This is a genomic window from Streptomyces sp. NPDC104831 (assembly GCF_055583025.1).
In genome coordinates this window covers 140088-161673 of record NZ_JBVJOT010000009.1, presented here as the reverse complement: position 1 = coordinate 161673, position 21586 = coordinate 140088, and the positions used below count along the sequence as shown (strand labels likewise).

At 73.7% G+C, this 21586-nt stretch carries 22 protein-coding genes and 1 tRNA gene; 13 read left to right on the top strand and 10 right to left on the bottom strand.

Features of this window, described 5'->3' with window-relative positions:
• Nucleotides 1–101: 101 nt before the first annotated feature.
• Nucleotides 102–569 carry a thioredoxin-dependent thiol peroxidase gene (gene bcp / locus ACZ63H_RS09385; RefSeq protein WP_469863213.1) on the top strand — a complete coding sequence of 156 codons (468 nt, stop codon included), beginning with the start codon at nucleotides 102–104 and terminating at the stop codon, nucleotides 567–569.
• A gap of 46 nt (nucleotides 570–615) precedes the next feature.
• Nucleotides 616–702: transfer RNA gene (locus tag ACZ63H_RS09380), tRNA-Leu, on the top strand.
• Nucleotides 703–706: 4 nt separating this feature from the next.
• Here ACZ63H_RS09380 and rdgB read toward each other — a convergent pair.
• On the bottom strand, nucleotides 707–1309 hold the full coding sequence (gene rdgB, locus ACZ63H_RS09375; protein WP_469863212.1) for an RdgB/HAM1 family non-canonical purine NTP pyrophosphatase: 603 nt from the start codon (nucleotides 1307–1309) through the stop codon (nucleotides 707–709).
• Between the two features lie 26 nt (nucleotides 1310–1335).
• On the bottom strand, nucleotides 1336–2700 hold the full coding sequence (locus tag ACZ63H_RS09370; protein WP_469863211.1) for an SGNH/GDSL hydrolase family protein: 1365 nt from the start codon (nucleotides 2698–2700) through the stop codon (nucleotides 1336–1338).
• Between the two features lie 192 nt (nucleotides 2701–2892).
• Between ACZ63H_RS09370 and ACZ63H_RS09365 the strand changes: the two genes are divergently transcribed.
• Entirely contained in the window at nucleotides 2893–4206 is a 1314-nt protein-coding gene (locus ACZ63H_RS09365) for a DUF445 domain-containing protein (RefSeq protein ID WP_469863210.1), read from the top strand.
• Between the two features lie 61 nt (nucleotides 4207–4267).
• Complete coding sequence (locus ACZ63H_RS09360) at nucleotides 4268–5821, top strand: MFS transporter (protein WP_469863209.1); 1554 nt, start codon at nucleotides 4268–4270, stop codon at nucleotides 5819–5821.
• 3 nt (nucleotides 5822–5824) lie between these two features.
• Here the strand turns inward: ACZ63H_RS09360 and ACZ63H_RS09355 are convergent, their stop codons facing one another.
• Nucleotides 5825–6313: a hypothetical protein gene (locus ACZ63H_RS09355; RefSeq protein ID WP_469863208.1), complete on the bottom strand. Its 489-nt coding sequence runs from the start codon at nucleotides 6311–6313 to the stop codon at nucleotides 5825–5827.
• A gap of 153 nt (nucleotides 6314–6466) precedes the next feature.
• Between ACZ63H_RS09355 and ACZ63H_RS09350 the strand changes: the two genes are divergently transcribed.
• A complete protein-coding gene (locus tag ACZ63H_RS09350) occupies nucleotides 6467–7423 on the top strand; it encodes a GlxA family transcriptional regulator (RefSeq protein WP_469863207.1) in 957 nt (318 codons plus the stop codon).
• A 61-nt stretch (nucleotides 7424–7484) separates the two neighbouring features.
• Here the strand turns inward: ACZ63H_RS09350 and ACZ63H_RS09345 are convergent, their stop codons facing one another.
• Nucleotides 7485–7787 carry a hypothetical protein gene (locus tag ACZ63H_RS09345; protein ID WP_469863206.1) on the bottom strand — a complete coding sequence of 101 codons (303 nt, stop codon included), beginning with the start codon at nucleotides 7785–7787 and terminating at the stop codon, nucleotides 7485–7487.
• Between the two features lie 169 nt (nucleotides 7788–7956).
• Here ACZ63H_RS09345 and ACZ63H_RS09340 point away from each other — a divergent pair, with 169 nt between their 5' ends.
• The 3 genes from ACZ63H_RS09340 to ACZ63H_RS09330 all read left to right on the top strand — a co-directional run bounded on the left by ACZ63H_RS09340 (nucleotide 7957) and on the right by ACZ63H_RS09330 (nucleotide 11032).
• Nucleotides 7957–8385 carry an Hsp20/alpha crystallin family protein gene (locus ACZ63H_RS09340; protein ID WP_469863205.1) on the top strand — a complete coding sequence of 143 codons (429 nt, stop codon included), beginning with the start codon at nucleotides 7957–7959 and terminating at the stop codon, nucleotides 8383–8385.
• Between the two features lie 489 nt (nucleotides 8386–8874).
• The gene (locus tag ACZ63H_RS09335; protein WP_469863204.1) at nucleotides 8875–9360 is read left to right on the top strand and encodes a DUF2267 domain-containing protein; all 486 of its coding nucleotides are present in this window, start codon (nucleotides 8875–8877) and stop codon (nucleotides 9358–9360) included.
• Nucleotides 9361–10225: 865 nt separating this feature from the next.
• The gene (locus ACZ63H_RS09330; protein WP_469863203.1) at nucleotides 10226–11032 is read left to right on the top strand and encodes a DUF6551 family protein; all 807 of its coding nucleotides are present in this window, start codon (nucleotides 10226–10228) and stop codon (nucleotides 11030–11032) included.
• Nucleotides 11033–11246: 214 nt separating this feature from the next.
• Here the strand turns inward: ACZ63H_RS09330 and ACZ63H_RS09325 are convergent, their stop codons facing one another.
• The 3 genes from ACZ63H_RS09325 to ACZ63H_RS09315 all read right to left on the bottom strand — a co-directional run bounded on the left by ACZ63H_RS09325 (nucleotide 11247) and on the right by ACZ63H_RS09315 (nucleotide 14489).
• On the bottom strand, nucleotides 11247–11669 hold the full coding sequence (locus ACZ63H_RS09325; protein WP_469863202.1) for a very short patch repair endonuclease: 423 nt from the start codon (nucleotides 11667–11669) through the stop codon (nucleotides 11247–11249).
• Nucleotides 11670–11737: 68 nt separating this feature from the next.
• Nucleotides 11738–12751, bottom strand: a complete 1014-nt coding sequence (locus tag ACZ63H_RS09320) for a tetratricopeptide repeat protein (protein WP_469863201.1) — start codon at nucleotides 12749–12751, stop codon at nucleotides 11738–11740.
• 349 nt (nucleotides 12752–13100) lie between these two features.
• Entirely contained in the window at nucleotides 13101–14489 is a 1389-nt protein-coding gene (locus ACZ63H_RS09315) for an MFS transporter (RefSeq protein ID WP_469863200.1), read from the bottom strand.
• 150 nt (nucleotides 14490–14639) lie between these two features.
• Between ACZ63H_RS09315 and ACZ63H_RS09310 the strand changes: the two genes are divergently transcribed.
• From ACZ63H_RS09310 to ACZ63H_RS09295, 4 genes are all read left to right on the top strand, one after another.
• A complete protein-coding gene (locus ACZ63H_RS09310; RefSeq protein ID WP_469863199.1) occupies nucleotides 14640–15188 on the top strand; it encodes a winged helix-turn-helix transcriptional regulator in 549 nt (182 codons plus the stop codon).
• Between the two features lie 32 nt (nucleotides 15189–15220).
• Nucleotides 15221–15550 carry a DUF6412 domain-containing protein gene (locus ACZ63H_RS09305; RefSeq protein WP_469863198.1) on the top strand — a complete coding sequence of 110 codons (330 nt, stop codon included), beginning with the start codon at nucleotides 15221–15223 and terminating at the stop codon, nucleotides 15548–15550.
• Between the two features lie 299 nt (nucleotides 15551–15849).
• Complete coding sequence (locus ACZ63H_RS09300; protein ID WP_469863197.1) at nucleotides 15850–16560, top strand: YidC/Oxa1 family membrane protein insertase; 711 nt, start codon at nucleotides 15850–15852, stop codon at nucleotides 16558–16560.
• A 135-nt stretch (nucleotides 16561–16695) separates the two neighbouring features.
• On the top strand, nucleotides 16696–17553 hold the full coding sequence (locus ACZ63H_RS09295; RefSeq protein ID WP_469863196.1) for a fumarylacetoacetate hydrolase family protein: 858 nt from the start codon (nucleotides 16696–16698) through the stop codon (nucleotides 17551–17553).
• Between the two features lie 98 nt (nucleotides 17554–17651).
• Here ACZ63H_RS09295 and ACZ63H_RS09290 read toward each other — a convergent pair whose 3' ends face one another.
• From ACZ63H_RS09290 to ACZ63H_RS09280, 3 genes are all read right to left on the bottom strand, one after another.
• Nucleotides 17652–18518 (bottom strand): LLM class F420-dependent oxidoreductase, encoded by an 867-nt coding sequence (locus ACZ63H_RS09290; RefSeq protein WP_469863195.1) that lies wholly within the window; start codon nucleotides 18516–18518, stop codon nucleotides 17652–17654.
• A gap of 96 nt (nucleotides 18519–18614) precedes the next feature.
• Complete coding sequence (locus ACZ63H_RS09285) at nucleotides 18615–19094, bottom strand: heme-degrading domain-containing protein (RefSeq protein WP_469863194.1); 480 nt, start codon at nucleotides 19092–19094, stop codon at nucleotides 18615–18617.
• Entirely contained in the window at nucleotides 19094–20167 is a 1074-nt protein-coding gene (locus ACZ63H_RS09280) for a Gfo/Idh/MocA family protein (protein ID WP_469863193.1), read from the bottom strand. The genes ACZ63H_RS09285 and ACZ63H_RS09280 overlap by 1 nt, the downstream gene beginning before the upstream one ends.
• A 48-nt stretch (nucleotides 20168–20215) precedes the next feature.
• On the opposite strand from ACZ63H_RS09280, the gene ACZ63H_RS09275 reads away from it, so the two are divergent.
• Nucleotides 20216–21358, top strand: coding sequence for an ROK family transcriptional regulator (locus ACZ63H_RS09275; protein ID WP_469863192.1), 1143 nt, complete (start codon nucleotides 20216–20218; stop codon nucleotides 21356–21358).
• Nucleotides 21359–21586: the final 228 nt, after the last annotated feature.

Below are 21586 nucleotides of genomic sequence, written 5' to 3'. Positions count from 1 at the left end.
GTACGGCCTCCGAAGTCTGCCGAAGTCTGCTGCTGCTTTGCGAACAGTCTGTCAGCTCACGGCCGCACCGCACCGCAAGGGCCCCCGGTTACGCTAGTCCGATGAGCGAGCGACTCCAGCCCGGGGACGTTGCCCCCGCCTTCACCCTCCCCGACGCCGACGGCAACGAGGTGTCCCTTTCGGACCGCAAGGGCCGCAAGGTCATCGTCTACTTCTACCCGGCCGCCCTGACGCCCGGCTGCACCAAGCAGGCCTGCGACTTCACCGACAACCTGGAGGTCCTGGCCTCCGCCGGCTACGACGTCATCGGCATCTCGCCGGACAAGCCGGAGAAACTCGCGAAGTTCCGCGAGCGGGAATCCCTGAAGGTCACCCTGCTGGCCGACCCGGACAAGCGGGTGCTGGAGGCGTACGGCGCCTTCGGCGAGAAGAAGCTGTACGGCAAGACGGTCGTCGGCGTCATCCGCTCCACGGTGGTCGTGGACGAGGACGGCAAGGTCGAACGGGCCCTGTACAACGTCAAGGCGACCGGCCACGTGGCCAAGATCATCAAGGATCTGGGCATCTGACGTCCCAGGGCGCCGCCCGGCCGTTAGCATGGCCGGGCAGCACCGGGCGGCCGTGGTGGAATTGGCAGTCACGCTGGGTTTAGGTCCCAGTGGGGTAACTCCCGTGAGGGTTCGAGTCCCTCCGGCCGCACCAGAGATCAGCCGAGCAGCTCCCGCACCACGGGAACGAGGGCGCGGAACGCCTTGCCCCGGTGGCTGATGGCGTTCTTCTCCTCCGGGCTCAGCTCCGCGCAGGTCCGCGTCTCGCCCTCCGGCTGGAGAATCGGGTCGTAGCCGAAGCCGTTCGCGCCGGCCGGGGCGTACCGCAGCGTGCCGCGCAGCTGCCCCTCCACCACCCGCTCCGTGCCGTCCGGCAGCGCCAGGGCCGCCGCGCAGGCGAAGTGGGCCGCGCGGTGCTCCTCGGCGATGTCGGACAGCTGGCCGAGCAGCAGCTCCAGGTTGGCCCGGTCGTCGCCGTGCCGGCCGGACCAGCGGGCGGAGAAGATGCCGGGGGCGCCGCCCAGGACGTCCACGCACAGCCCCGAGTCGTCGGCGACGGCCGGCAGACCGGTGGCCCGGGCGAGGGCGTGCGCCTTGAGCAGGGCGTTCTCGGCGAAGGTGGTGCCGGTCTCCTTCACGTCGGGGACCTCGGGGAAGGCGTCGGCGCCGACCAGTTCGTGCGGCAGTCCGGCGTCGGCGAGGATCGCCCTCAGCTCGGTGATCTTTCCGGCGTTGCGGGTGGCGAGGATCAAGCGGGTCATGCCCGCCAGTATTCCTCCCCGCCCGGTCACAGCCGCGCCTGCCCCGCCCCCTCCAGCGTGCGCAGGTCGAAGACCCCGGCCATGGTGCGGTAGCCCAGGTCGCTGGGGTGCAGGTGGTCCCCGGAGTCGTACTCGGCGCGCAGCCGGCGCGGGTCGTAGGGGTCGCTCAGGGCCCGGTCGAAGTCCACGACGGCGTCGTAGACCCCGCCCGCGCGGATCCGCGCGTTGACCTCCCGCCGCACCTCCTCCCGGGCCGGGGTCCAGCCGCGGTGGCCCCTGAAGGGCATCAGGGTGGCGCCGACGGTCTTCAGCCCGCGGGCGTGCGCCCGGCGGACCAGGGTGCGCAGCCCCTCGACGATCCGGTCGGGGTCGGCGAGCCGGCGGTTGCGCAGGATGTCGTTGACGCCGAGGTCGACGACGACGACCCTGACGCCCGGGCGGGACAGCGCGTCGCGGTCGAAGCGGCCGAGGCCGCTCTGGTTCTCGGCGGGCCGGCCGGGGCCGTCGGCGAGGACCTGGTTGCCGCTGATGCCCGCGTTGACGACGCTGTAGCGGGGCAGCCGCTCCCCGTCCGCCAGGGCCGCGCGCAGCCGCCCGGCGAGGACGTCCGGCCAGCGGCGGTCGGCGCCGGTGGTGGAGGTGATGCCGTCGGTTATGGAGTCGCCGAAGGCGACGACCGTCCCGGCGGCCCCGGAGCCGGCGACGTCGAGCGCCGTGAGGTAGCGCCAGGACGTGGTCGTGCCGGTGTACGGCGTTCCGGTGGTGTCCTCGGTGCGGTCGCCGCGGGCCGTGAACGACACCTGCCGGGCGTGCCGGTGATAGGTGACCGGCCCGGACGGGTCGGGGGAGTAGGTGGTGACCAGCACGTCGGCGCCGGGCGGCAGCGTGACGCCCACGGCGTCGCTGACCACCTGCCCGCCGGCGGGTATGACCACGCCGGTGCCGCCGCCGAAGGTGAGCCGCCGCATCGTCCCCGCGTCGGCCGCCGCGGTGCGCCCGCCCGCCGCCAGGGCGAGCGAGGCGTGGGTCAGGGTGAGGTCCGACCGGCCGTAGAGATTGGACAGCGTCACCCGGGCACTCGTACCGCCGGCGCTGGTGTGCACCACGTTGCGGACCGAGTGGCCCGCCAGGCCGGCCGCCCGGGTGCCGGGCTCCGCGCCGGACGGGGCGGCGGCCCAGGCGCCGACCCAGGTGCCGGTGGAGGCGGGAGCGGCGAGGGAGTCACCGTGCGGGCGGCCGTCGGCGAAGGCGTCGCGGGGGGTGCCGGGGTCGGCGGCGACGGTGACGTAGATGCCGGCGGACACGGCCACGACCAGCGCGACGAGTGCGCTCAGCACGGCACGGAGTTTCGCGGGAGACGCCCCCGCGTCCCCGTCATGACGCTCGGTCACTCTTGTGTTGTTCTCCTCGGGAGGGGAGCCCGGGGCTCCGGTCCTGCCGGCCCATGATGCGACACGGGCCGGGGAAGCCTGACAGGACCCTGCCACCGCTCCCGTGGAACAGACGCCGGGAACTCCCGTTCTGTTCCGGGAGTCGGACAGGAAGGGACAATTGTGGGCGGGATCACCGAACGGGTGGAGCTGATGGAACCTACCGAGACGAGCACGCCGGAGCGGGCCGCGTCGTACCGCACCATGACGGCGTTCACGCCGGCCGACGAGGAGCGCCGGCGCGGGGTGCGGCGCATGAAGCTCACGGCGACGGGCCTGCTGCTGTTCGTCGCGGTGGTCTACGTCCTGGCCAAGGTCGCCCAGAACGCGGGCGCCGGGGCCTGGGCCGGCTATGTGGCGGCGGCGTCCGAGGCCGGCATGGTGGGCGCGCTCGCCGACTGGTTCGCGGTCACCGCCCTGTTCCGGCACCCCCTCGGGCTGCCCATCCCGCACACGGCGATCATCCCCACCAAGAAGGACCAGCTCGGCGTCTCGCTGGGCGAGTTCGTCGGGGAGAACTTCCTCTCCGAGGACGTCGTACGGCAGCGGCTGCGCGCGGTCGGCATCGGCAGCCGGCTCGGCGCCTGGCTGGCCGAGCCCGAGCACGCCGACCGGGTGACCGCCGAACTGGCCACCGCCCTGCGCGGCGCCCTGACCGTGCTGCGCGACTCGGACGTGCAGGCGGTCGTCGGCGAGGCGGTCACCCGGCGGGCCAACGCCCAGGAGATCGCGCCGGGCCTCGGCAAGACGCTGGAGAAGGTCGTCGCCGACGGCGGGCACCGGCGGGTGGTGGACCTGGTGGTGACCCGCGCCCACGACTGGCTGGAGCTGCACCGGGCCGACGTGATGGGGGCCGTGGAGGGCGGCGCGCCCGGCTGGACCCCCCGGTTCGTGGACCGCAAGGTCGGCGAGCGCGTCTACAAGGAGCTGCTGCGGTTCGTCACCGAGATGCGCGACATGCCGACGCACCCGGCGCGCGGCGCGCTGGACCGCTTCCTCACCGACTTCGCCTCCGACCTCCAGTCCGACACGGACACCCGGGCGCGGGTGGAGCGGCTCAAGACCGAGGTGCTCGGCCGCGGCGAGGTGCAGGACCTGATCGCGTCCGCCTGGACGGCCGTACGGTCGATGATCGTGGCCGCGGCGGAGGACGAGCGCAGCGAACTGCGCCGCCGGGTGCGGTCCGCGCTGCTGTCCCTGGGCGCGCGGATGGCCGCCGAGGCGAAGATGCAGGACAAGGTCGACGCCTGGGTGGAGGGCGCGGCGGTGCACGTCGTGACCACCTACCGCAAGGAGATCACCTCCTTGATCACGGACACCGTGGCGGGCTGGGACGCCGAGCACACCACCCGCAAGATCGAGGCCCACATCGGCCGTGACCTGCAGTTCATCCGGATCAACGGCACGGTGGTGGGCTCCCTCGCGGGGCTGTTGATCTACACGCTCTCACGCGGCCTGGGGGCCTGACCGGACTGTTCCGGCGCGGGCCGGGCACCCGGTTCTCCGTCCTTCGAGGAGGAGGGGTCAGATGAGCGAAGCGGAGACGCCGCCGGTGGGGACCGGCCGGACGATCACCACCGACATTCCCGCCCGGCTGGACCGGCTGCCCTGGTCCCGCTGGCACTGGACCATCGTGATCGGGCTGGGCACCGTATGGATCCTGGACGGCCTGGAGGTCACGGTCGTCGGCAACATCGCCAGCCGGCTGTCGGAGTCCGGCAGCGGCCTCGCGATCTCCTCCGGGCAGGTCACCGGCGTCGCCGCCGCGCTCTACGTCGCGGGAGCCTGTGTCGGCGCCCTGTTCTGGGGCCGCCTGACCGACCGGTTCGGCCGCCGGAACCTGTTCATGATCACCCTGGCGGTGTACCTGGCCGCGACCGCCCTGACCTCGGTCTCCTGGGAAGCCTGGTGGTTCTTCCTGTTCCGCTTCCTGACCGGCTTCGGCATCGGCGGCGAGTACGCGGCGATCAACTCCGCGATCGACGAGCTGATCCCGGCGGACTACCGCGGCCGGGTCGACCTGATCATCAACGGCAGCTTCTGGCTCGGCGCGGTCGGCGGCTCCCTGCTGTCGATCGTCGCGCTGAACACCGACCTGCTGGCCGCGAACGTCGGCTGGCGGCTCACCTTCGCCCTCGGCGCCGTCCTCGCCCTCGTCATCCTGCTGGTACGACGGCACGTCCCGGAAAGCCCGCGCTGGCTGCTGATCCACGGCCGGGACCGGGAGGCCGAGGAGATCGTCTCCGGCATCGAACGCCGGGTGGAGGCCGAGCGCGGCGAACGGCTGCCCGAGCCCGAGGGCGAGCTGGAGATCCACCAGCGCAAGAGCGTCTCCTTCCTGGAGATCGCCCGCACGGTCTTCGGCCGCTACCGCAGGCGCGCCGTCCTCGGCTTCTCCCTCTTCATCGGCCAGGCGTTCCTGTACAACGCCATCACCTTCGGCTTCGGCGCGATCCTGACCAAGTTCTACGACGTGCCCTCCGACCACACCGGCTACTACTTCGCGGTGATCGCGGTCGGCAACTTCTGCGGCCCGCTGCTGCTCGGCAAGCTCTTCGACACGGTCGGCCGGCGCGTGATGATCTCCTCGACCTACCTGCTGTCGGGCCTGCTGCTGTTCGGCACGGCCCTGCTGTTCGACCGGGGCGCGCTGAACGCGGTCGGGCTGACCGCCTGCTGGTGCGCGGTGCTGTTCTTCGCCTCGGCGGGCGCCTCCAGCGCCTATCTGACGGTGTCGGAGATCTTCCCGATGGAGACCCGCGCCATGTCCATCGCCTTCTTCTACGCCCTCGGCACCGCGGCCGGCGGCATCAGCGGCCCGCTCCTGTTCGCCGACCTGACGGAGACGGGCCGGGTCGGCGACACGGTCCTCGCCTTCTGCATCGGCGCCGCGCTGATGTGCGCGGCCGGCCTGGTCGCCGCGTTCCTGGCGGTGAGGGCCGAGCGCCGCTCCCTGGAGGACGTCGCCCGCCCGCTGACGGCGGTGGCGAGCCGGGCCCGGGCGGCGGCGGGGTCGTCCCGGGGCACGCCGGGTCCGCGGGGCGGTGGCCCGGCGGCACCGCCGGCGGCGAGCCGGCCGTGAGCGTCAGGCGCCGGTGGTGGAGCCCGGGCGGACGATCATCAGGACGGTGACGGCGGCCCACAGCAGGTTGAAGACGCCGGTGGCCATGGCGAGGCGGGCGGCGGTGCGGGCACCGTCGCCGTCGCCGCCGGCTTCGAGGAGCGCGGTCTGGGCCGGGAGGACCACCGCGGCCAGGACGAGGGCTGCGAGGGCGGTCAGCGCGATGGACACGATCAGCCAGGCGTCGCCGAGCACCCCCATGCGGCTCGCGGTGGCGAAGCCGAAGACGGGAACGACGACGCCGACGACGGCGTAGACCCGGCATATCCGGTGCAGCAGCTCCAGGGTCCCGGTGCCGCCGCCCCCGCCGGGGCCGGTGCCGGCGGCGGCACCGGGGCCGGCGGCGGCCAGGGCCCTGCGGGCGGCGGGCGGGAACATGCTGGCGGCGACGGCGACGGGACCGACGGCGAGGATCGCGGCGATGACGTGCACGGCGAGGAGGAACTTGGTCACGCGCCGACGCTAGGGCGCGGCGTGATCACGGAGAAGCGGCACGATTGCCACCTCCCGACGGATTCCCGCCAGGCGCGAGGAGAGGCGGCTCGCCCACGAATTCCCTCCTGGAACGGCCTTGGCGGGAACCCGTTGACCGACTAGCTTCCTGCCATGCACACCGTGGCCGTACTGGCGCTGGACGGCGTCATCCCGTTCGACCTTTCCGCCCCCATCGACACCTTCGGCTGGGCCCGGCTGCCCGACGGCCGGGAGCCGTACCGGGTGCGGGTGTGCTCGGTGCGCGAGGAGGTCGCGTCGGGCGCCTTCACGGTCCGGGCGCCGTACGGCCTGGAGGCGCTCGCGGAGGCCGACACGATCATGCTGCCGGGGGTCGCGGACCCGCCGCGGACGCTGCCGCCCGGGGTCGCGGAGGCGCTGCGCGCGGCGGCGGCGAACGGCACCCGGATCGCCTCGGTGTGCGTGGGCGCGTTCCTCTTCGCGGCGACGGGCCTGCTGGACGGGTGGCGCGCGACGACCCACTGGGCCGCGGCCGGCGACCTGGCGGCGCGGTACCCGGAGGTGACCGTCGACCCGAACGTGCTCTACGTCGACAACGGCCAGTTCCTGACGTCGGCGGGCGCGGCGGCGGCCCTGGACCTGTGCCTGCACATGATCCGCAGGGACTTCGGCTCCGCGGTCGCCGCGCACGCGGCCCGGATGTCGGTGATGCCGCTGGAACGGGAGGGCGGGCAGGCCCAGTTCATCGTCCACGACCTGCCCCCGGCACCGGCCGGCGCGACCCTGGAGCCGCTGCTGCACTGGCTGGAGGACCACTGCGACCGCGATCTGGCGCTGGAGGAGATCGCGGCGAAGGCCGGCATGAGCACCCGCACCCTCAACCGCCGCTTCCGCGACCAGACCGGGACGACACCGCTGCAGTGGCTGCACCGGGCGCGGGTGCGGCGGGCCCAGTACCTGCTGGAGACGACGGACCACCCCGTGGAGCGCATCGCGGCCCAGACGGGATTCGGCTCACCCACGGCCTTCCGGGAACGCTTCCGGAGGGTGGCGGGGACGAGCCCGCAGGCGTACCGGAAGGCGTTCCGCGCGGGGGAGAGGGCTTCGTAGCAGCCGTTGTGGCCGTTGTGGCCGTTGTGGCCGTTGTGGCCGTTGCCGCGGCCGCGGGCCGTCAGGCCCTGCGGTCGGCGACGGCCCAGGAGGCGGCGGCGACGGCGCCGGCGACACCGAGGACGGACGGCCAGGCGCCGACCTTCTTGGCCAGCGGGTGGGAGCCGGCGAAGGCGGCGACGTAGGCGGCGGTCAGCGCACCCGCGGCCTTCCCGCCGGCCCGCGCGCGCCACTGCTGCGCGGCGGCGGCCCCGGCGACGGCCAGCACGGCCCCGCCCAGCTGCCGCTTCTTGGTCCAACGGGCGACGCCGTAGCCGCCGACGAGCCCGGTGGCGGCGACAAGCGCGCTGGGAACCCTGGCCATGAGTGCCTCCTGGTAAACCCTCGTTGATCCGTCGTGCCTGCCCCGAGGTTAACGCGCAGGTCGGAGCGGGAAACGAACCTGAGTCGAGGCTTGTCAAGTTTCCAGCCGGGAGTTATATAAGAAGTCGAAGGGCATCGCACGCAGCGCCTGAAGAGAGGAGTGACCTGTGATGCTCATGCGCACGGACCCCTTCCGCGAACTCGACCGGCTCGCGCAGCAGGTACTCGGCACGAACGCCGTGGGCCCGGCCGCGATGCCGATGGACGCCTACCGGTCCGGGGACGAGTTCCTGGTCCACTTCGACCTGCCGGGCATCGACCCCGAGACGATCGAACTGGACGTCGAGCGCAACGTCCTCAACGTCCGCGCCGAACGACGCGGCCCCGCTCCGAAGGACGCGGAGATCCTGGTCGCCGAGCGGCCGACGGGCACGTTCACGCGCCAGCTGTTCCTGGGGGACACGCTCGACACGGACCGCATCGACGCCTCGTACGACGCAGGTGTCCTGACCCTGCGCATCCCGGTGGCCGAGCAGGCCAAGCCCCGCCGCATCCAGATCACCGGCGGCGGCACGGGCCGCAGGCAGATCAGCGGCTGACCCGACCGGCCCCGACCGCGGCCGCGACCGGACGCACAGGGCCCGGCCGCCGACGGGGCCGAACGCACCGTGGGCCGGCCGCCGACCGGATCGAACGCACCGCGGGCCGGCCGACGGTCATCGGCGGCACCGCCCGCCCGCCCGACCGCCGGCCGGAGCGAGGACGCGTCCCCGGAGCCCGGAGGCCCCGGAGCCCGGAGGCCCCGAAGCCCGGGGCCCGGGGGCCCCGGGACGCGCCCGATGACAGGAGCCCCGTCCGAACCCGGCACCCGCACCCGCACATGGCACCCGCACATGGCACTCGGCCCACCCAGCTCACTCAGCCCACCCAGCCCACTCAGCCCTCACGAACCACTCCCACATCCAGCCACCCACACACTCGGGCAGCACCACCGGCCGCACTTTGGCCGAACTCCCGCTCATGCCCGACGCGTTACGGGGTACCGGGTTTGCGGTGCCCCGCAGTGTCCCGGAGGAGGAGCCACCACGATGACCGTGACGACCCCGCAGCCCAGAACCACCATCCCCGCCCCGACCTCGTCGGTACGCCCCCGCACCCGGGACGCGGCCGAGGACACCGGCTGGCCGGAGCTGACCGAGGCGGTGCGTGAGGCGGGCCAGTACCCGACGGGGGCGGAGGCGGAACGCATCACCCGCATCGTCCTGTCGGCCCTGGGCGGCCACGTCACCGGCGACGAACGCGTGGCCCTCGCGCAGGCGCTCCCCCAGGAGGCGGGCCGCGTCATCGCCTCTCAGATCCCGGCGACCCACCCCGTGACGGCCCGCGAGTTCGTCGACTCCGTGGCCACCCGCATCGAGGGCGCGACCCCGGCCACGGCCCGCTGGCACGTCAGCTCGGTCCTGAGCGTCCTCTCCACCCACGTGGGCGAAACCCTGACCACCCGGATCCTGACCCAGCTGCCGCCGGGGTACGCCCTGCTGTTCGGCCGGGCGGAACTGGCGGCGACGGCGTAGGACCCACAAAGGCCCCGGGCGCCGCCCTCACGCGGCGCCCGCCGCCTCCCTACGGAGCCAGAGACCGCCCCACCCCACCGACCAACGACCGCACCAGCCGAGTGACCATCACTTGGTCCCGCCCGCCCACCTGCTTCCCAGCACGTGCGCACCGCCCGGGCCGCGACCTTTTTCGCGGAGTCCCGTGGCGATCGTGGTCGTCTCTGGGCCGCCCGGACCGGATGCTGAGCGGCCAGCCTGGCGGCCGTCGGACGCCAGGCCAGTGCCTCGGCCGATGGTACTGGCGGATGCGGTGCGTCCACACCAGTCTGACGGGACAACCGCGGCTGGAGATGAAGGCCCTCACACGCGCGGCGAACTCGGGCCGGTAGTCGGCCACGGAGCACCCGGTTTCAGCAAACCGTGCCGAGCCGGAAAACGTACCGCAGCTTCGATTGCCCCCTTCGTTACCAAAGGTATCCGGTGCACGTTGTCCCGCCCTCACGGACAACCGATGCCCGGATCAGGGGCCGCATCCCACAACCTCACGCTCGGCAAGTTCCATATGAACATCTCACGCACAGCCTCAAACCCGGCCTTTACCTCACCGCGAGCCGCCGTCAAGCCACCCCTCCTGACAGCCGAGTAACAAGCCCGCCGGCCAGGCCTGCTGCCGCGAAGAGGGATCAGGCATCGGACAGCCACCCTCGGCGCAAGCGAAGGCTCATCGCACCCAGGGGAAGTGGGCTTGTGCAGGTGCGCACCGAGCGAACGGAGGTGAGATCCGTGGTGCTGCGGATGAGATCAAATGGTTTACTTGGCTGCTGACGCCCATCCCCCAATCCGGCACCAGCCAACATCCCTTGACGGGGCGTCAGGAGTCATTATGCCCAAGTACACGTATGACCTGCCCAAGCATGCGGTTGATCACGGCGTCGAGGTGAAGCTGACCGAGCTCCGTATCGACCCGCAGGCGCAGCGCACGCTGAATGAGCGTCGTGCTCAGTCGATCGCGAACAACCTTGTCCGTGAGGCGATCGGAACCATCATCGTCTCGGAGCGCGAAGACGGATCTCGGTACATCGTTGACGGTCAACATCGCAAGCGGGCCTCCGAACTGGCCGGGCTGGAGACTATCCGGGCGGATATTCACTACGGACTCACTCAGGAGCAGGAGGCCATCCTCTTCCTGATCAAGAACCGGGAGTCCCACAAGCCTCGCCCGATCGACGAGTATCACGTCGGTCTCACCGGTGGCGTGCCTCTGTTCGTCGACACCGACCGCGTCCTGAAGGCTCACAAGCTCGGCCTTGGCTCCTCCTCGACCAACAGTGTCGGAGCTGTGTCCGGTGTCTTGCAGATCACGGATCGGTACGGGGCGGATGTGCTCGATCGCACTCTCACGATCGCTGAAGAGGCATGGGGACGCAGTGCTGAGTCCTGGGACGGCATGCTCCTGGGAGGCATCGGAATGTTCCTTGGCCGCCATGGCGACCTTGTCAACGACTCGGAGCTTGCGAAGAGACTCGAGCGCACCGCTACTGCGGCCAAGTGGCGTTCGCAGGTTTTGAGTGCTTCGTCCAATGGTGGCTTCAATAACAGCGGAACAGGGTCTCGGATCAGCGTGTGTTACCGCCTCGTCCTGGATGCCTGGAACAAGGGCCGCCGGCCGGCCAACCGTATCGAGGGCTGAGGTCGTAAGCACTTGGCTGGGCTGAGATGTGGAGGGACTTGGGCGGACGCGTCGAGGTCCCTCTTCCTAGTTGCCGTATCGATTGCCTGAGCGTGATCTGCGTCCAAGCGCTGAGGGAGGGGGCCCGTCTGCAGTGGGCCGGGATGTGTATGCGGGCGTAGCGCCCCTCGGGCATCACCTCGGTTTCGACGGCCCGCGACGGCGTGACCGCCCGTCAGGTGCGGTCGGTCCTCGTTCGGCGAGCCCTGACGAATGCGCCCACGCGTGCCGCGGCCTCGACCGGGTCCTCGTGCTCCCAGACCCGAACGGCCAGCCAACCGGCCGATGCCAGCCGCTCGTCGGTGTCCATGTCCCGTCGGCGATTGCCCTCGATCTTGGTGCGCCAGAAGTCGGCGTTGGTCTTGGGCCAAGTCGCGTGCTGTGGACAGCCGTGCCAGAAGCAGCCGTCGACGAACACGGCGACCTTCGCCGGGCCGAAGACGACATCGGCTTCCCGACGCACGCCCTTCAACGGCTTGCGGTGCACCCGGTATCTCAGCCCCGCCGCATGCAGGGCACGCCGCAGGGCCATCTCGACTTCCGTGTTCCGGCTCTTCTGCCGGCTCATCCGGGCGCGGGTTCCAGGGGTGGTGTCCACGGTGGTCGTTCTCTCGTTCCGGCCGGAAGCGACGCCGCCGAATCGGCGGTCACGCTCCTCTTCCCGGCCTAGGCCCCGTGACACTCCCCATACCCCGCCCCCGCCCCGCACCAGCACCCCGCCTCCTTCCCCGGAGGCCAGGCCACCGCTCGGCCCCGGGCCGCCAGGGTCGTCGCGTACTGGGGGAGCAGGGTGGGGTCGGTCGGGGGCGTGGCTTCCGAGGCGGCGAAGGCCTCGTAGGACGGGACCGTGCCCGTCACGATGCCGAGGTTGGCCGTGCCGGAGGAGGCGAGTTCCCGGAGGGAGGACTCTATGGTCCTCAGATGTTCGGTGTGGGACGGGTACTCCGTGGACAGGGTCGGGTACGTCGTGAGGAGTTCCTCCAGTTCCGGGGCCGGCCAGTGCAGGACCGCCACCGGGAAGGGGCGGGACAGGGCCTGCCGGTAGGCGCCCAGTTCCGCGCGCAGGCGGGAGATCTCCGCCGCCAGCTCCGCCGGGTTGTCCGAGCCCAGCGACCACACCCGTTTCGGGTCGTGGAGTTCGTCCAGGGACACCGGGGCCGTGTGCAGGGTGTCCGCCAGCTCGTCCCAGTCGTCGTGCGGCAGGCCCAGCATGCGGCGGACGCGGTGGCGGCCGTAGAGGAGGGGGTGGGTGGAGGGGAGGGGCTCCTCCGCCGGGCCGGGGACCAGCAGGCGGACTCCCTCCGTGAACGTCTCCGCCGCCGCCTCCAGCTCGTCGTGCGACTCCAGGGCCTCCGCCGCGATCACCCACGGCGCCGGGTCCCGGGGGGCCGCCGTGCGGATGCCCTCGATGATCGCCCTCGCCTCGGCCTCGTGGCCGTACTCCCACAGGTTCGACGCCTTCAGGGCGCGCACCAGGGCGGGGTGGGCCAGGTCCGCGGCGGAGGACAGCAGGCGGTCGTAGAGCGTGGTGGCCGCGGGGCGGTCGCCGGACAGCTCCAGGTGGGCCGCCGCCCGCAGGAGGAGGGTCTCGGCGTCCTCCGGGTAGAGGCCGGCGGTCCGCTCCAGGCGTGCGGCTTCGGCGGTGTGGTCGACATTCTCGGCAGGCGTGTCGGGGCGCATGGGGGACACCGTACTGCCGGGACGTGACAAAAGTGAGGTGCGGAGGGCCCTGAGGAGGGGGGCCGCCCCGCCCGTGCGGCCGTCCGGTGCCTGCCCGGATCCCTTCGGTGCGGACGGCTTCGGGCGGAGCCGGCATGCGGCAGACGGGACGTGCTCGGCGAGCGCCCGGCCGGTCGAGGTGCGGATCCGCGGCGGGCCGGTGCCGACGGCCGGCACCTGGGTGACGGTCACCGGGACTCGGCACCCCGCACACCCCGCACACCCCGGACCGCCACCCGCCACCCGCCACCGGCCGGTGGCCCGGGCGCACCCGGTCAGCGCGGGCGCCGGGTGCGCGCCCTCGGCGGTGTCACGCGGTCTCGCGCAGCGCCAGCACGCCCGCCGCGCCCGCCACCGCCAGCCCCGCCGACACCAGCAGGGCGATGTCCGCGCCCCGGGCCAGGTCGCCGGCCGAGGTGGCGAGGGCGATGGTGAGGGCCACGCCCGCGCAGGAACCGATGTAGCGGAAGGTCTGCTGGGCGCCGGAGCCCATCGCGGCGCGCTCGCGCGGCACCGACTCCACGGCGAGCAGCGGCAGCGCCCCGTTGAGCAGCCCGCTGCCGACCCCGCCGACGATCAGGCCGGGCAGCAGCCGGGGCCAGGAACCGGCGCCCACGGCACCGAGCATCGTCAGCACGGCGACCGCGTGCAGGGCGAAGCCCAGGGCGAGCTGGGTGCGCGGGGCGAGCCGGCCGGCCAGGTGCCGGACCTGGAGGGCGACGGCGAAGCTCAGTCCGGCCCAGAGCAGGAACATCCAGGCGGTGGCCAGGGGCGAGAGCCCCAGCGCCTGCTGGAGCAGCGCCGGCAGGTAGCTGAACATGCCGATCACGGCGAGGCCGGTGAACAGGCCGCCCGCGGAGGAGGCCAGGAAGCGGGGCCGGCGCAGCAGCCCGAGGTCGATCATCGGGGTGGCGGCCCGGCGCTCCACCGCGACGAAGGCGGCGACGAGCAGCACGGCCACCGCGAGCAGCAGGCCGACCGGGGCGCGCAGCCAGCCGTCCCGGCCCAGGGTGAGGGCCGCGACCAGGGCGGCGAGTGCCACGCCGAAGGTGAGCGCGCCGAGCACGTCCGGCCGGCCGCCGCGCGGGGCGCGGGACTCGGCCAGGGCCCGGGTGCCGAACGCGGCCACGACGAGGGCGGCGGCGCCCAGCAGGCCGTAGGCGAGCCGCCAGTCGGGCAGGGCGCCCGCGAGCAGCGGGCCGAGGGCTATGCCGCCGCTGACGAACGCGCCCCACACCCCGGTGGCGTGCAGCCGGCCGCGGGGGCTCGGGAAGGCGTGCACGATCAGGCCGAGCGCGCTGGCCAGCAGGGCCGCGCTGGCCGCTCCCTGGGCGATGCGGGCGAGGGTGAACTGCCAGGTCGACGTGGCGAGCGCGCCGAGGGCGGTGGTCAGGCCGAGACCCAGGGTGCCGGCGAGGAAGATCCGGCGGCGGCCGTGGTCGTCGGCGAGGCTGCCGGCCACCAGCAGCAGGGCGGCGAGGCCGAGCGGGGTGCCGTTGAGCAGCCAGGCCTGGGCGGTGAGCGGGGTGCCCAGGTCGCGCGCGGTGTCCGGCAGCGTGACCATCGGGGCCGTGTACGCCATGAGGGCCACGGCGGTCGCGGCGCTGGTCAGGGCGAGGGTGGCACGGGGGCGGGCGGGGGCGTCACCGGGGGTGGTGCCGGGGACGGCGGTCGGGGTGGCGGAATCGGGCCGGGGCATGGCCTGTCGTGTCCTTCCGGGGCCCCGCGGTCCGTCCGATCCGGTCCGGTGGAGCCCGTGCGCCTCGGTTCGGTCAATGAATCAACCTGGTCGCCGTCACCGTAGCACTGCCGGTTCGGTCACTGAACCGATTCGCCGAACGCGGTTACAGTGGACGGCATGGCACTGGGCAAGGACTACGCGACGCAGGAGTGCTCGATCGCCCGCGCGCTGGAGATCGTCGGCGAGCGCTGGACGCTGCTCGTCGTCCGCGACGCGATCTACGGCGTCCGGCGCTACAACGACTTCCTCGTCCACCTCGGCATCCCGCGCGCCGTCCTCTCGGACCGGCTGCGGACCCTCACCGAGCAGGGCATCCTCGAAAAGCGCCGGTACCAGGAGAACCCGCCGCGCGACGAGTACGTCGTCACCGGGCGCGGCACCGCCCTGTGGCCCGCGCTGCGCGCCCTGAGCCAGTGGGGCCGCGAGCACGCCGACGCCGGCCGGCTCAGGTCCTTCCGGCACGCGGACTGCGGCGGTGACATCGGGCCGTACGGAACGTGCGCCGACTGCGGAACCGCCGTGCCGGTCGCCGACGTCGTCATGGTGCCGGGGCCCGAGCTGGACACCGCCCCCCGGGACCCGGTCAGCAGGGCGCTGGCGCGGCCGAAGCGGCTGCTGGAGCCCCTGGAGACCGAACCGGCGCCCGTGGCACACTGACGGCAGTACGCAGGAGGGAAGGGGGAGTCGTGATGCGCGGCCGTGCCGTCGTCGTCCCGCGTCCCGTCGCCTTCCTGCTGTTCCTGGCGCAGTTGCTGCTGCTCCAGACCGCCCTCCCCGGCAGCGGCGCCCTCACCACCGCCGTCGCCCTCGCCGCGACCGCCACCGTCGCCGCGGCACTCGCCGTCCGCGCCCTGCTGGCCGCGCGGCGCGTGCCCGCCGTGCCCCCGACCCGGGTGCGCACGGCGATCCGCGACCGGGCCCGCCGCACGGCCTTCCTGCCCCAGCGCGACCCCGACGCGCCCGGCAGGCGGCGGCCCAGGGCCCCCGGACACGCCGGCCCGGCGACGACCGCCGCGTAGGGCACCTCCGCGCATCCGCACGCGCGAGATCCGTACGTCAACGTCCGCATGCTCGTACGTCCGCATGCTCGTACGTCCGCATGCTCGTACGTCCGCATGCTCGTACGTCCGCATGCTCGTACGTCCGCATGCTCGTACGTCCGAATGTCCGTGCGTCCGCATGCCCGTGCGTCCGCGTGCCCGTAGGTCCGCGCGTCCGCCGACGCGTCACCCCGCGCGGCTCGTTTCGCCGATTCCCGCCGAATCACCCCCGATTCCCGGCCGTTTCCGGCACGACGAGACCCCCGGAGGGCTCATCCATGTCCGTCTTCGCCCGTCTGGTCGAGCACCTCGCCGACCTGCTGACCCCGCTCTTCCACGCCTCCGCGACAGCCGCCGCGATCATCCTGTTCACCGCGCTGGTACGACTCCTCGTCCACCCGCTGTCCCGGGCCGCCGCCCGCGGCCGGCGCGCCCGCGCCGCGCTCCAGCCGAGGATCGACGCGCTGCGCGCCCGGCACGCCCGCGACCCCGAGCGGCTCCAGCGGGCGGTGCGGGAACTGCACGAACGGGAGAAGGTCTCCCCGCTCTCCGGCTGCCTGCCCGGACTGCTCCAGCTGCCCGCCTTCTTCCTCCTCTTCCACCTCTTCTCCAGCGGCACGATCGGCGGCGAGGCCAACTCCCTGCTCGGCCACCGGCTGTTCGCGGCGCCGCTCGGCGGCCGCTGGGCCGACGCGCTCGCCGACGGCGGGGTGTTCGGCCCGGCCGGAGTCGTCTACCTCGGCCTGTTCGCCCTCGTCGCGGCCGTCGCCACCGTCAACTACCGGCGCGCCCGCCGCACGGCGGCCGGACAGCCGGCCCCGGCGGCCGGCGGCGAGCAGGTGCCCGGACTCGCCGCGGTCACCCGGGTGGCCCCGCTCCTGTCCTTCTTCACCCTCGTCACGGTCGCGGTCGTCCCGCTGGCCGCCGCGCTGTACGTCGTCACCAGCACGGCGTGGAGCGCGGCGGAGCAGTCGCTGCTGTACCGCTGAGCGGTAGCGGGCGTCCCGTTACGGTCCAGTACCTGAACAGGGTCTTGCGGACTGGACGGGGGAATTGGAGGATCGGCCAGTCCTCCGATGGCTGCACACATCGGCGGGCGCCCGCGATCGAGGGAGATGGTGACCGTGAAGCTGCTGCGAGTCGGTACGGCCGGGGCCGAGCGCCCCGCACTGCTCGACGCCGAGGGGACCCTCCGGGACCTGTCGGGCCTCGTGGACGACATCGACGGCGCGCTCCTCGCCGACGAGGACGCGCTCGGCCGGATCCGGGCGGCGGCCGAGTCCGGCGGGCTGCCCGCGCTGGACCCGGCCGGACTGCGGATCGGTCCCCCGCTCGGCCGCATCGGGAAGGTCGTGTGCATCGGCCTCAACTACCACGACCACGCCCGCGAGACGGGCGCCGCGCCGCCCTCCGAGCCGGTCGTCTTCCTCAAGGCGCCGGACACGGTGGTCGGGCCGGACGACACGGTGCTGGTGCCGCGCGGCTCGGTGAAGACCGACTGGGAGGTCGAGCTGGCGGTCGTCATCGGCCGTACGGCCCGCTACCTGGACTCGGCCGAGGAGGGGCTCGCGCACGTCGCCGGGTACGCGGTGGCGCACGACGTCTCCGAGCGGGAGTTCCAGATCGAGCGGGGCGGGACCTGGGACAAGGGCAAGAACTGCGAGACGTTCAACCCGCTGGGCCCGTGGCTGGTGACGGCCGACGAGATCACCGACCCGCAGGACCTGTCGCTGCGGCTGTGGGTGAACGGCGAGCTGAAGCAGGACGGCACGACGGCCGAGCAGATCTTCCCCGTGGGCGAGGTGGTGCGCTACCTCAGCCGGTTCATGACCCTGTACCCCGGCGACGTCGTCAACACCGGCACGCCGGCCGGGGTGGCGATGGGAGCGCCCGAGCCGAAGCCGTACCTGCGCGCCGGGGACGTGGTGGAGCTGGAGATCACCGGGCTCGGCCGGCAGCGGCAGGAGCTGAAGGACGCGTAGGCGCCGCGCCGGGGGCGCCGGGAACCACGACGGCGTCCGTCACCCGCGCGGGGGTCCGGGCCGGTCGCGCGGTTCCCCGCGCCCTCGGGCCGGACCGGCTACCCCAGCAGCGCGGCCAGCCGGCGCCACTCCTTCCTCGGGAGGACGTCGCCGGTGTCCGCCGTCACCACCTGGAGGGCCACGTGGTCCGCGCCCGCCTCGTGGAAGGCGTTCACGCGCGCGCGGATCCGGTCCTCCTCGCCCCAGGCGAAGACCGCGTCGACGAGCCGGTCGCTGCCGCCCTCGGCGACGTCCGCCTCCGTGAAGCCCAGCCGCAGGAAGTTGTTCGTGTAGTTGGGCAGGCGCAGGTAGTTGGCGAGGTAGGCGCGGGCCGTCTCGCGGGCGCGGGCCGGGTCGGACTCCAGGACCACCTTCAGCTCCGGGGCCAGCAGCGGCCGCGCGCCCAGGATCTCCCGAGCCTGCGCGGTGTGTTCGGGCGTGGTCAGGTACGGGATCGCGCCGGCCGCGCGGTCGCGGGACAGCTCCAGCATCCGGGGGCCCAGCGCGGCCAGCACCCGGCGTTCCGCGGGCACGCCCGCCCGGTCCAGCTCGTCCAGGTACTCGACCATCGCCCCGTACGGGCGGCGGTAGTCCTTCACCAGCGGGCCGTGGCTCACCCCGAGGCCCAGCGCGAACCGGCCGGGGTGGGCCGCCTCCAGCTCGGCGAAGCCGGCCGCCGTGGTGGCGGCGTCCCGCTGCCAGATGTTCAGGATGCTGGTGCCCACGACGATGCCCCGGGTGGCGCCGACGAGCGGGGCCGCGTGGTCCTCGGAGCTGTTGCCGCCCAGCCAGATCGCGCCGTACCCGAGTTCCTCCAGCTCGGCCGCGGCCTCGTCCAGCTCGCCGCGCCGGTCCGGGTCCTCGGAGCGCAGTTCGATGCTCCAGACGCCGTACCGGCCGACGCTCTCCTTCAGTGCGGTGGTCATCGGATGCGATCCCTCCGGTGGTGGACTGTGGCCATGATCGTGGGGCCTTCGCCCGTGCCAACCGGAGGGCACCCCGGGTTGATTCCCGCCGTTCCCTCAGTCGGCCGAACGGCCGAGGAACCGCTCCAGCGCCTCCACCACCAGCCGGTGGTCCTCCAGCTGGGGCAGACCGGAGACGGTCACCGCGCCGATCACGCCGACGCCCTCCACCGTCAGCGGGAAGGAGCCGCCGTGTGCCGCGTAGGCGTCCGGGTCGAGGCGGGAGGACGCCTCGAAGGTCGTGCCCTTGGCGCGGAAGCGGGCGCCGACCAGGTAGGACGGGGCGCCGTAGCGCTCCACCACCCGGCGCTTGCGGGTGATCCAGGCGTCGTTGTCCGGGGCGGAGCCCGGCAGGGCGGCGTGGAAGAGCTGCTGGCCGGCGCGGTGGATGTCGATGGCGACCGGCGCCCGGCGCTCGCGGGCCATGTCGACCAGGAGGCAGCCGAGGGCCCAGGCGTCCTCGTGGGTGAACCGCTTCAGGACCAGGCGCCGCTGCTGCGCCTCCAGCTCCTCGACGGTCGGGGTGTTCTCGGGCATCAGAGGGTCACCGTCACCTTCTCGCGGGCGGACCGGCGGGCCGCCTCCAGCACGTCGAGCGCGGCGGCCGCCTCCAGGGCGGTCACCGGGTTGGGGCCGGCGCCGCGCAGGGCGGCGGCGACGGCCGCGTAGTAGGCCGGGTAGTCGCCCGGCAGGGTCGGTACGGGGGTGCCGCCGCCGGTCAGCGGGGACTCCCCGGAGCCGATCCGGCCCCACAGCGACTCGTCCTCGGCGCCCCAGTCGCCGGTGGTGCCGGGCCGGCCGCCCTCGCGCAGCGCCGCCTCCTGCGGGTCCAGGCCGTACTTGACGTAGCCCGCGCGCGAGCCGAGCACCCGGAAGCGGGGGCCGAGCTGGGCGGTCGTCGCGGAGACGTAGAGGTGGGAGCGGACGCCGCTCGCGTGGGTGAGCGCGATGAACGTGTCGTCGTCGGTCTCGGCGCCGGGGCGGCGGATGTCCGTCTCGGCGTAGACCTCGGCGGCCGGGCCGAAGAGGACCAGGGCCTGGTCGACGACGTGGCTGCCGAGGTCGTAGAGCAGACCTCCGATCTCTGCCGGGTCGCCGGACTCGCGCCAGCCGCCCTTGGGCCGCGGACGCCAGCGCTCGAAGCGGGACTCGAAGCGCCAGGCGTCGCCGAGCGCGCCGTCCGCCAGCAGCCCGCGCAGGGTCAGGAAGTCGTTGTCCCAGCGGCGGTTCTGGAAGACCGACAGCAGCAGACCGCGCTCCTCGGCGCGGGCGGCCAGCGAGCGGGCCTCGGCCGCGGTGCCGGCGACCGGCTTGTCCACGACGACCGGCAGACCGGCGTCGAGGGCGGCGGTGGCCAGCGGCACGTGCGTCTTGTTCGGGGAGGCGATCACCACGAGGTCCAGCTCGTCCGCCCGCTGGAACAGCTCGTCGGCGGTGGCGGCGAACGTGACGTCCGGGAACTCGGCGCGGGCCTGCTGCTGCCGCTCCGGGTGGGAGGTGACCACGGTGTCCAGGGCGAGGCCCTCGGTCGCGGCGATCAGCGGGGCGTGGAAGACCGAGCCGGCGAGGCCGTAGCCGATCAGGCCGACGCGGAGGGGGGTAGCAGTCATGCCCTCCACTTTGGCAACGCTGTTGCGAAAGTGCAAGCGGTGGGGAGAATGGGGGGCGTGAAGAGCAGTGGTGGGCCGGTGGGGGCCAATCTGGGCGTGGTGCGCAGCCACAACGCGGCGTTGGTGCTGGGGCTGCTGCGGGACGCCGGGGCCGAAGGCGTCAGCCGGCTGGAGCTGGCCGAGCGCACCGGGCTGACCCCGCAGGCCGTCAGCAAGATCACCGCGCGGCTGCGGGCGGAGGGGTTCGCGGCGGAGGCCGGGCGGCGGGCGTCGACCGGGGGCAAGCCGCGCACGGTGCTGCGGCTGGTGCCGGAGGCGGGGCACGCCGTCGGGGTGCACCTGGACCGCGACGAACTGCGCGCGGTGCTCGTCGACCTGGACGGGGCCGTGGTGGCGGAGCGGCGCGGCGAACTGGACCTCGGGGCGGGGGCCGGGGCCGTGCTCGGCGCGGTGTGCGCGGCGGTCCGCGCGGTGGCCGGGGAACGCCTCGGCGAGGACCCCGACGCCGGCGGCGCCGGATCGCCGGTCGGGGTGGGGGTGGCGCTGCCCGGCCCGCTGGACCATGTCCGCGGGGTGCTGCACCGGGTCACCGGGTTCCCGGGGTGGGACGGCTTCCCGCTGCGGGACGCGCTCGCGGAGCGGCTGCGGATGCCGGTGGTGGTGGACAAGGACACCAACGCGGCGGCGCTCGGGCTGGCGGTCGGGGGCGCGCAGGAGGTGGCGGGCCGCTCGTTCGCGTACCTGCACCTCGGTACGGGGCTCGGGGCCGGGCTGGTGATCGACGGCAGCGTGCACCGCGGGGCGCGGACCGGGGCGGGGGAGTTCGGCCACCAGGTGATCCGGCTGGACGGGCCGCGGTGCGAGTGCGGGAACCGCGGCTGCGTGGAGGTGCTGTGCCTCGGCGCGGCGGCGCGCGGGGAGATCGCGGAGGCGGCCCGGGTCCTCGGTGTGGCGGCCGGGAACCTGGTCGGCCTGCTGGACATCGACGGCGTCCTGCTCGGGGGACGCACGGTCGCCGGGGCGCCGGAGGTCTACGTCCGGGGCGTCACCGAGGTGCTGGCGGCCCGCGCCCGGCGCCAGGGGGCGGCCGGCCCCACACCGGTGGCGCTCGCCCCGGGCGGCGAGCGCCTGGTGGCCGAGGGCGCGGCCCAGCTCCTGCTGGCACCGCTGTTCGGGCGCGGGGACGCTTGAGGCGGCGGTGCGCGCAGCGCCCGGAAGGGACGCGGGGAGCCGCGTGACCGGCCACGGTGTGGCCGCGGGTGTCCACGGCGGGCAGCCGGGCGGTGTGGCCGTTCCTGTCGGCGGCACGGTGACTTTCCGAGGGCGCGGGGAGCCGCGTGACCGGCCACGGTGTGGCCGCGGGTGTCCACGGCGGGCAGCCGGGCGGTGTGGCCGTTCCTGTCGGCGGCACGGTGACTT

Excerpts from the sequence above, each read along its gene's own strand:
- ACZ63H_RS09300 (WP_469863197.1), top strand. The coding sequence starts at position 15,850 with ATGTCCGTCTTCGCCCGTCTGGTCGAGCACCTCGCCGACCTGCTGACC.
- ACZ63H_RS09340 (WP_469863205.1), top strand. The coding sequence starts at position 7,957 with ATGCTCATGCGCACGGACCCCTTCCGCGAACTCGACCGGCTCGCGCAG.
- ACZ63H_RS09305 (WP_469863198.1), top strand. The coding sequence starts at position 15,221 with ATGCGCGGCCGTGCCGTCGTCGTCCCGCGTCCCGTCGCCTTCCTGCTG.
- ACZ63H_RS09275 (WP_469863192.1), top strand. The coding sequence starts at position 20,216 with ATGGGGGGCGTGAAGAGCAGTGGTGGGCCGGTGGGGGCCAATCTGGGC.
- ACZ63H_RS09330 (WP_469863203.1), top strand. The coding sequence starts at position 10,226 with ATGCCCAAGTACACGTATGACCTGCCCAAGCATGCGGTTGATCACGGC.
- rdgB (WP_469863212.1), bottom strand. The coding sequence starts at position 1,309 with ATGACCCGCTTGATCCTCGCCACCCGCAACGCCGGAAAGATCACCGAG.
- ACZ63H_RS09285 (WP_469863194.1), bottom strand. The coding sequence starts at position 19,094 with ATGCCCGAGAACACCCCGACCGTCGAGGAGCTGGAGGCGCAGCAGCGG.
- ACZ63H_RS09290 (WP_469863195.1), bottom strand. The coding sequence starts at position 18,518 with ATGACCACCGCACTGAAGGAGAGCGTCGGCCGGTACGGCGTCTGGAGC.
- ACZ63H_RS09360 (WP_469863209.1), top strand. The coding sequence starts at position 4,268 with ATGAGCGAAGCGGAGACGCCGCCGGTGGGGACCGGCCGGACGATCACC.
- ACZ63H_RS09365 (WP_469863210.1), top strand. The coding sequence starts at position 2,893 with ATGGAACCTACCGAGACGAGCACGCCGGAGCGGGCCGCGTCGTACCGC.
- ACZ63H_RS09280 (WP_469863193.1), bottom strand. The coding sequence starts at position 20,167 with ATGACTGCTACCCCCCTCCGCGTCGGCCTGATCGGCTACGGCCTCGCC.
- ACZ63H_RS09315 (WP_469863200.1), bottom strand. The coding sequence starts at position 14,489 with ATGCCCCGGCCCGATTCCGCCACCCCGACCGCCGTCCCCGGCACCACC.
- bcp (WP_469863213.1), top strand. The coding sequence starts at position 102 with ATGAGCGAGCGACTCCAGCCCGGGGACGTTGCCCCCGCCTTCACCCTC.
- ACZ63H_RS09320 (WP_469863201.1), bottom strand. The coding sequence starts at position 12,751 with ATGCGCCCCGACACGCCTGCCGAGAATGTCGACCACACCGCCGAAGCC.
- ACZ63H_RS09335 (WP_469863204.1), top strand. The coding sequence starts at position 8,875 with ATGACCGTGACGACCCCGCAGCCCAGAACCACCATCCCCGCCCCGACC.
- ACZ63H_RS09345 (WP_469863206.1), bottom strand. The coding sequence starts at position 7,787 with ATGGCCAGGGTTCCCAGCGCGCTTGTCGCCGCCACCGGGCTCGTCGGC.
- ACZ63H_RS09350 (WP_469863207.1), top strand. The coding sequence starts at position 6,467 with ATGCACACCGTGGCCGTACTGGCGCTGGACGGCGTCATCCCGTTCGAC.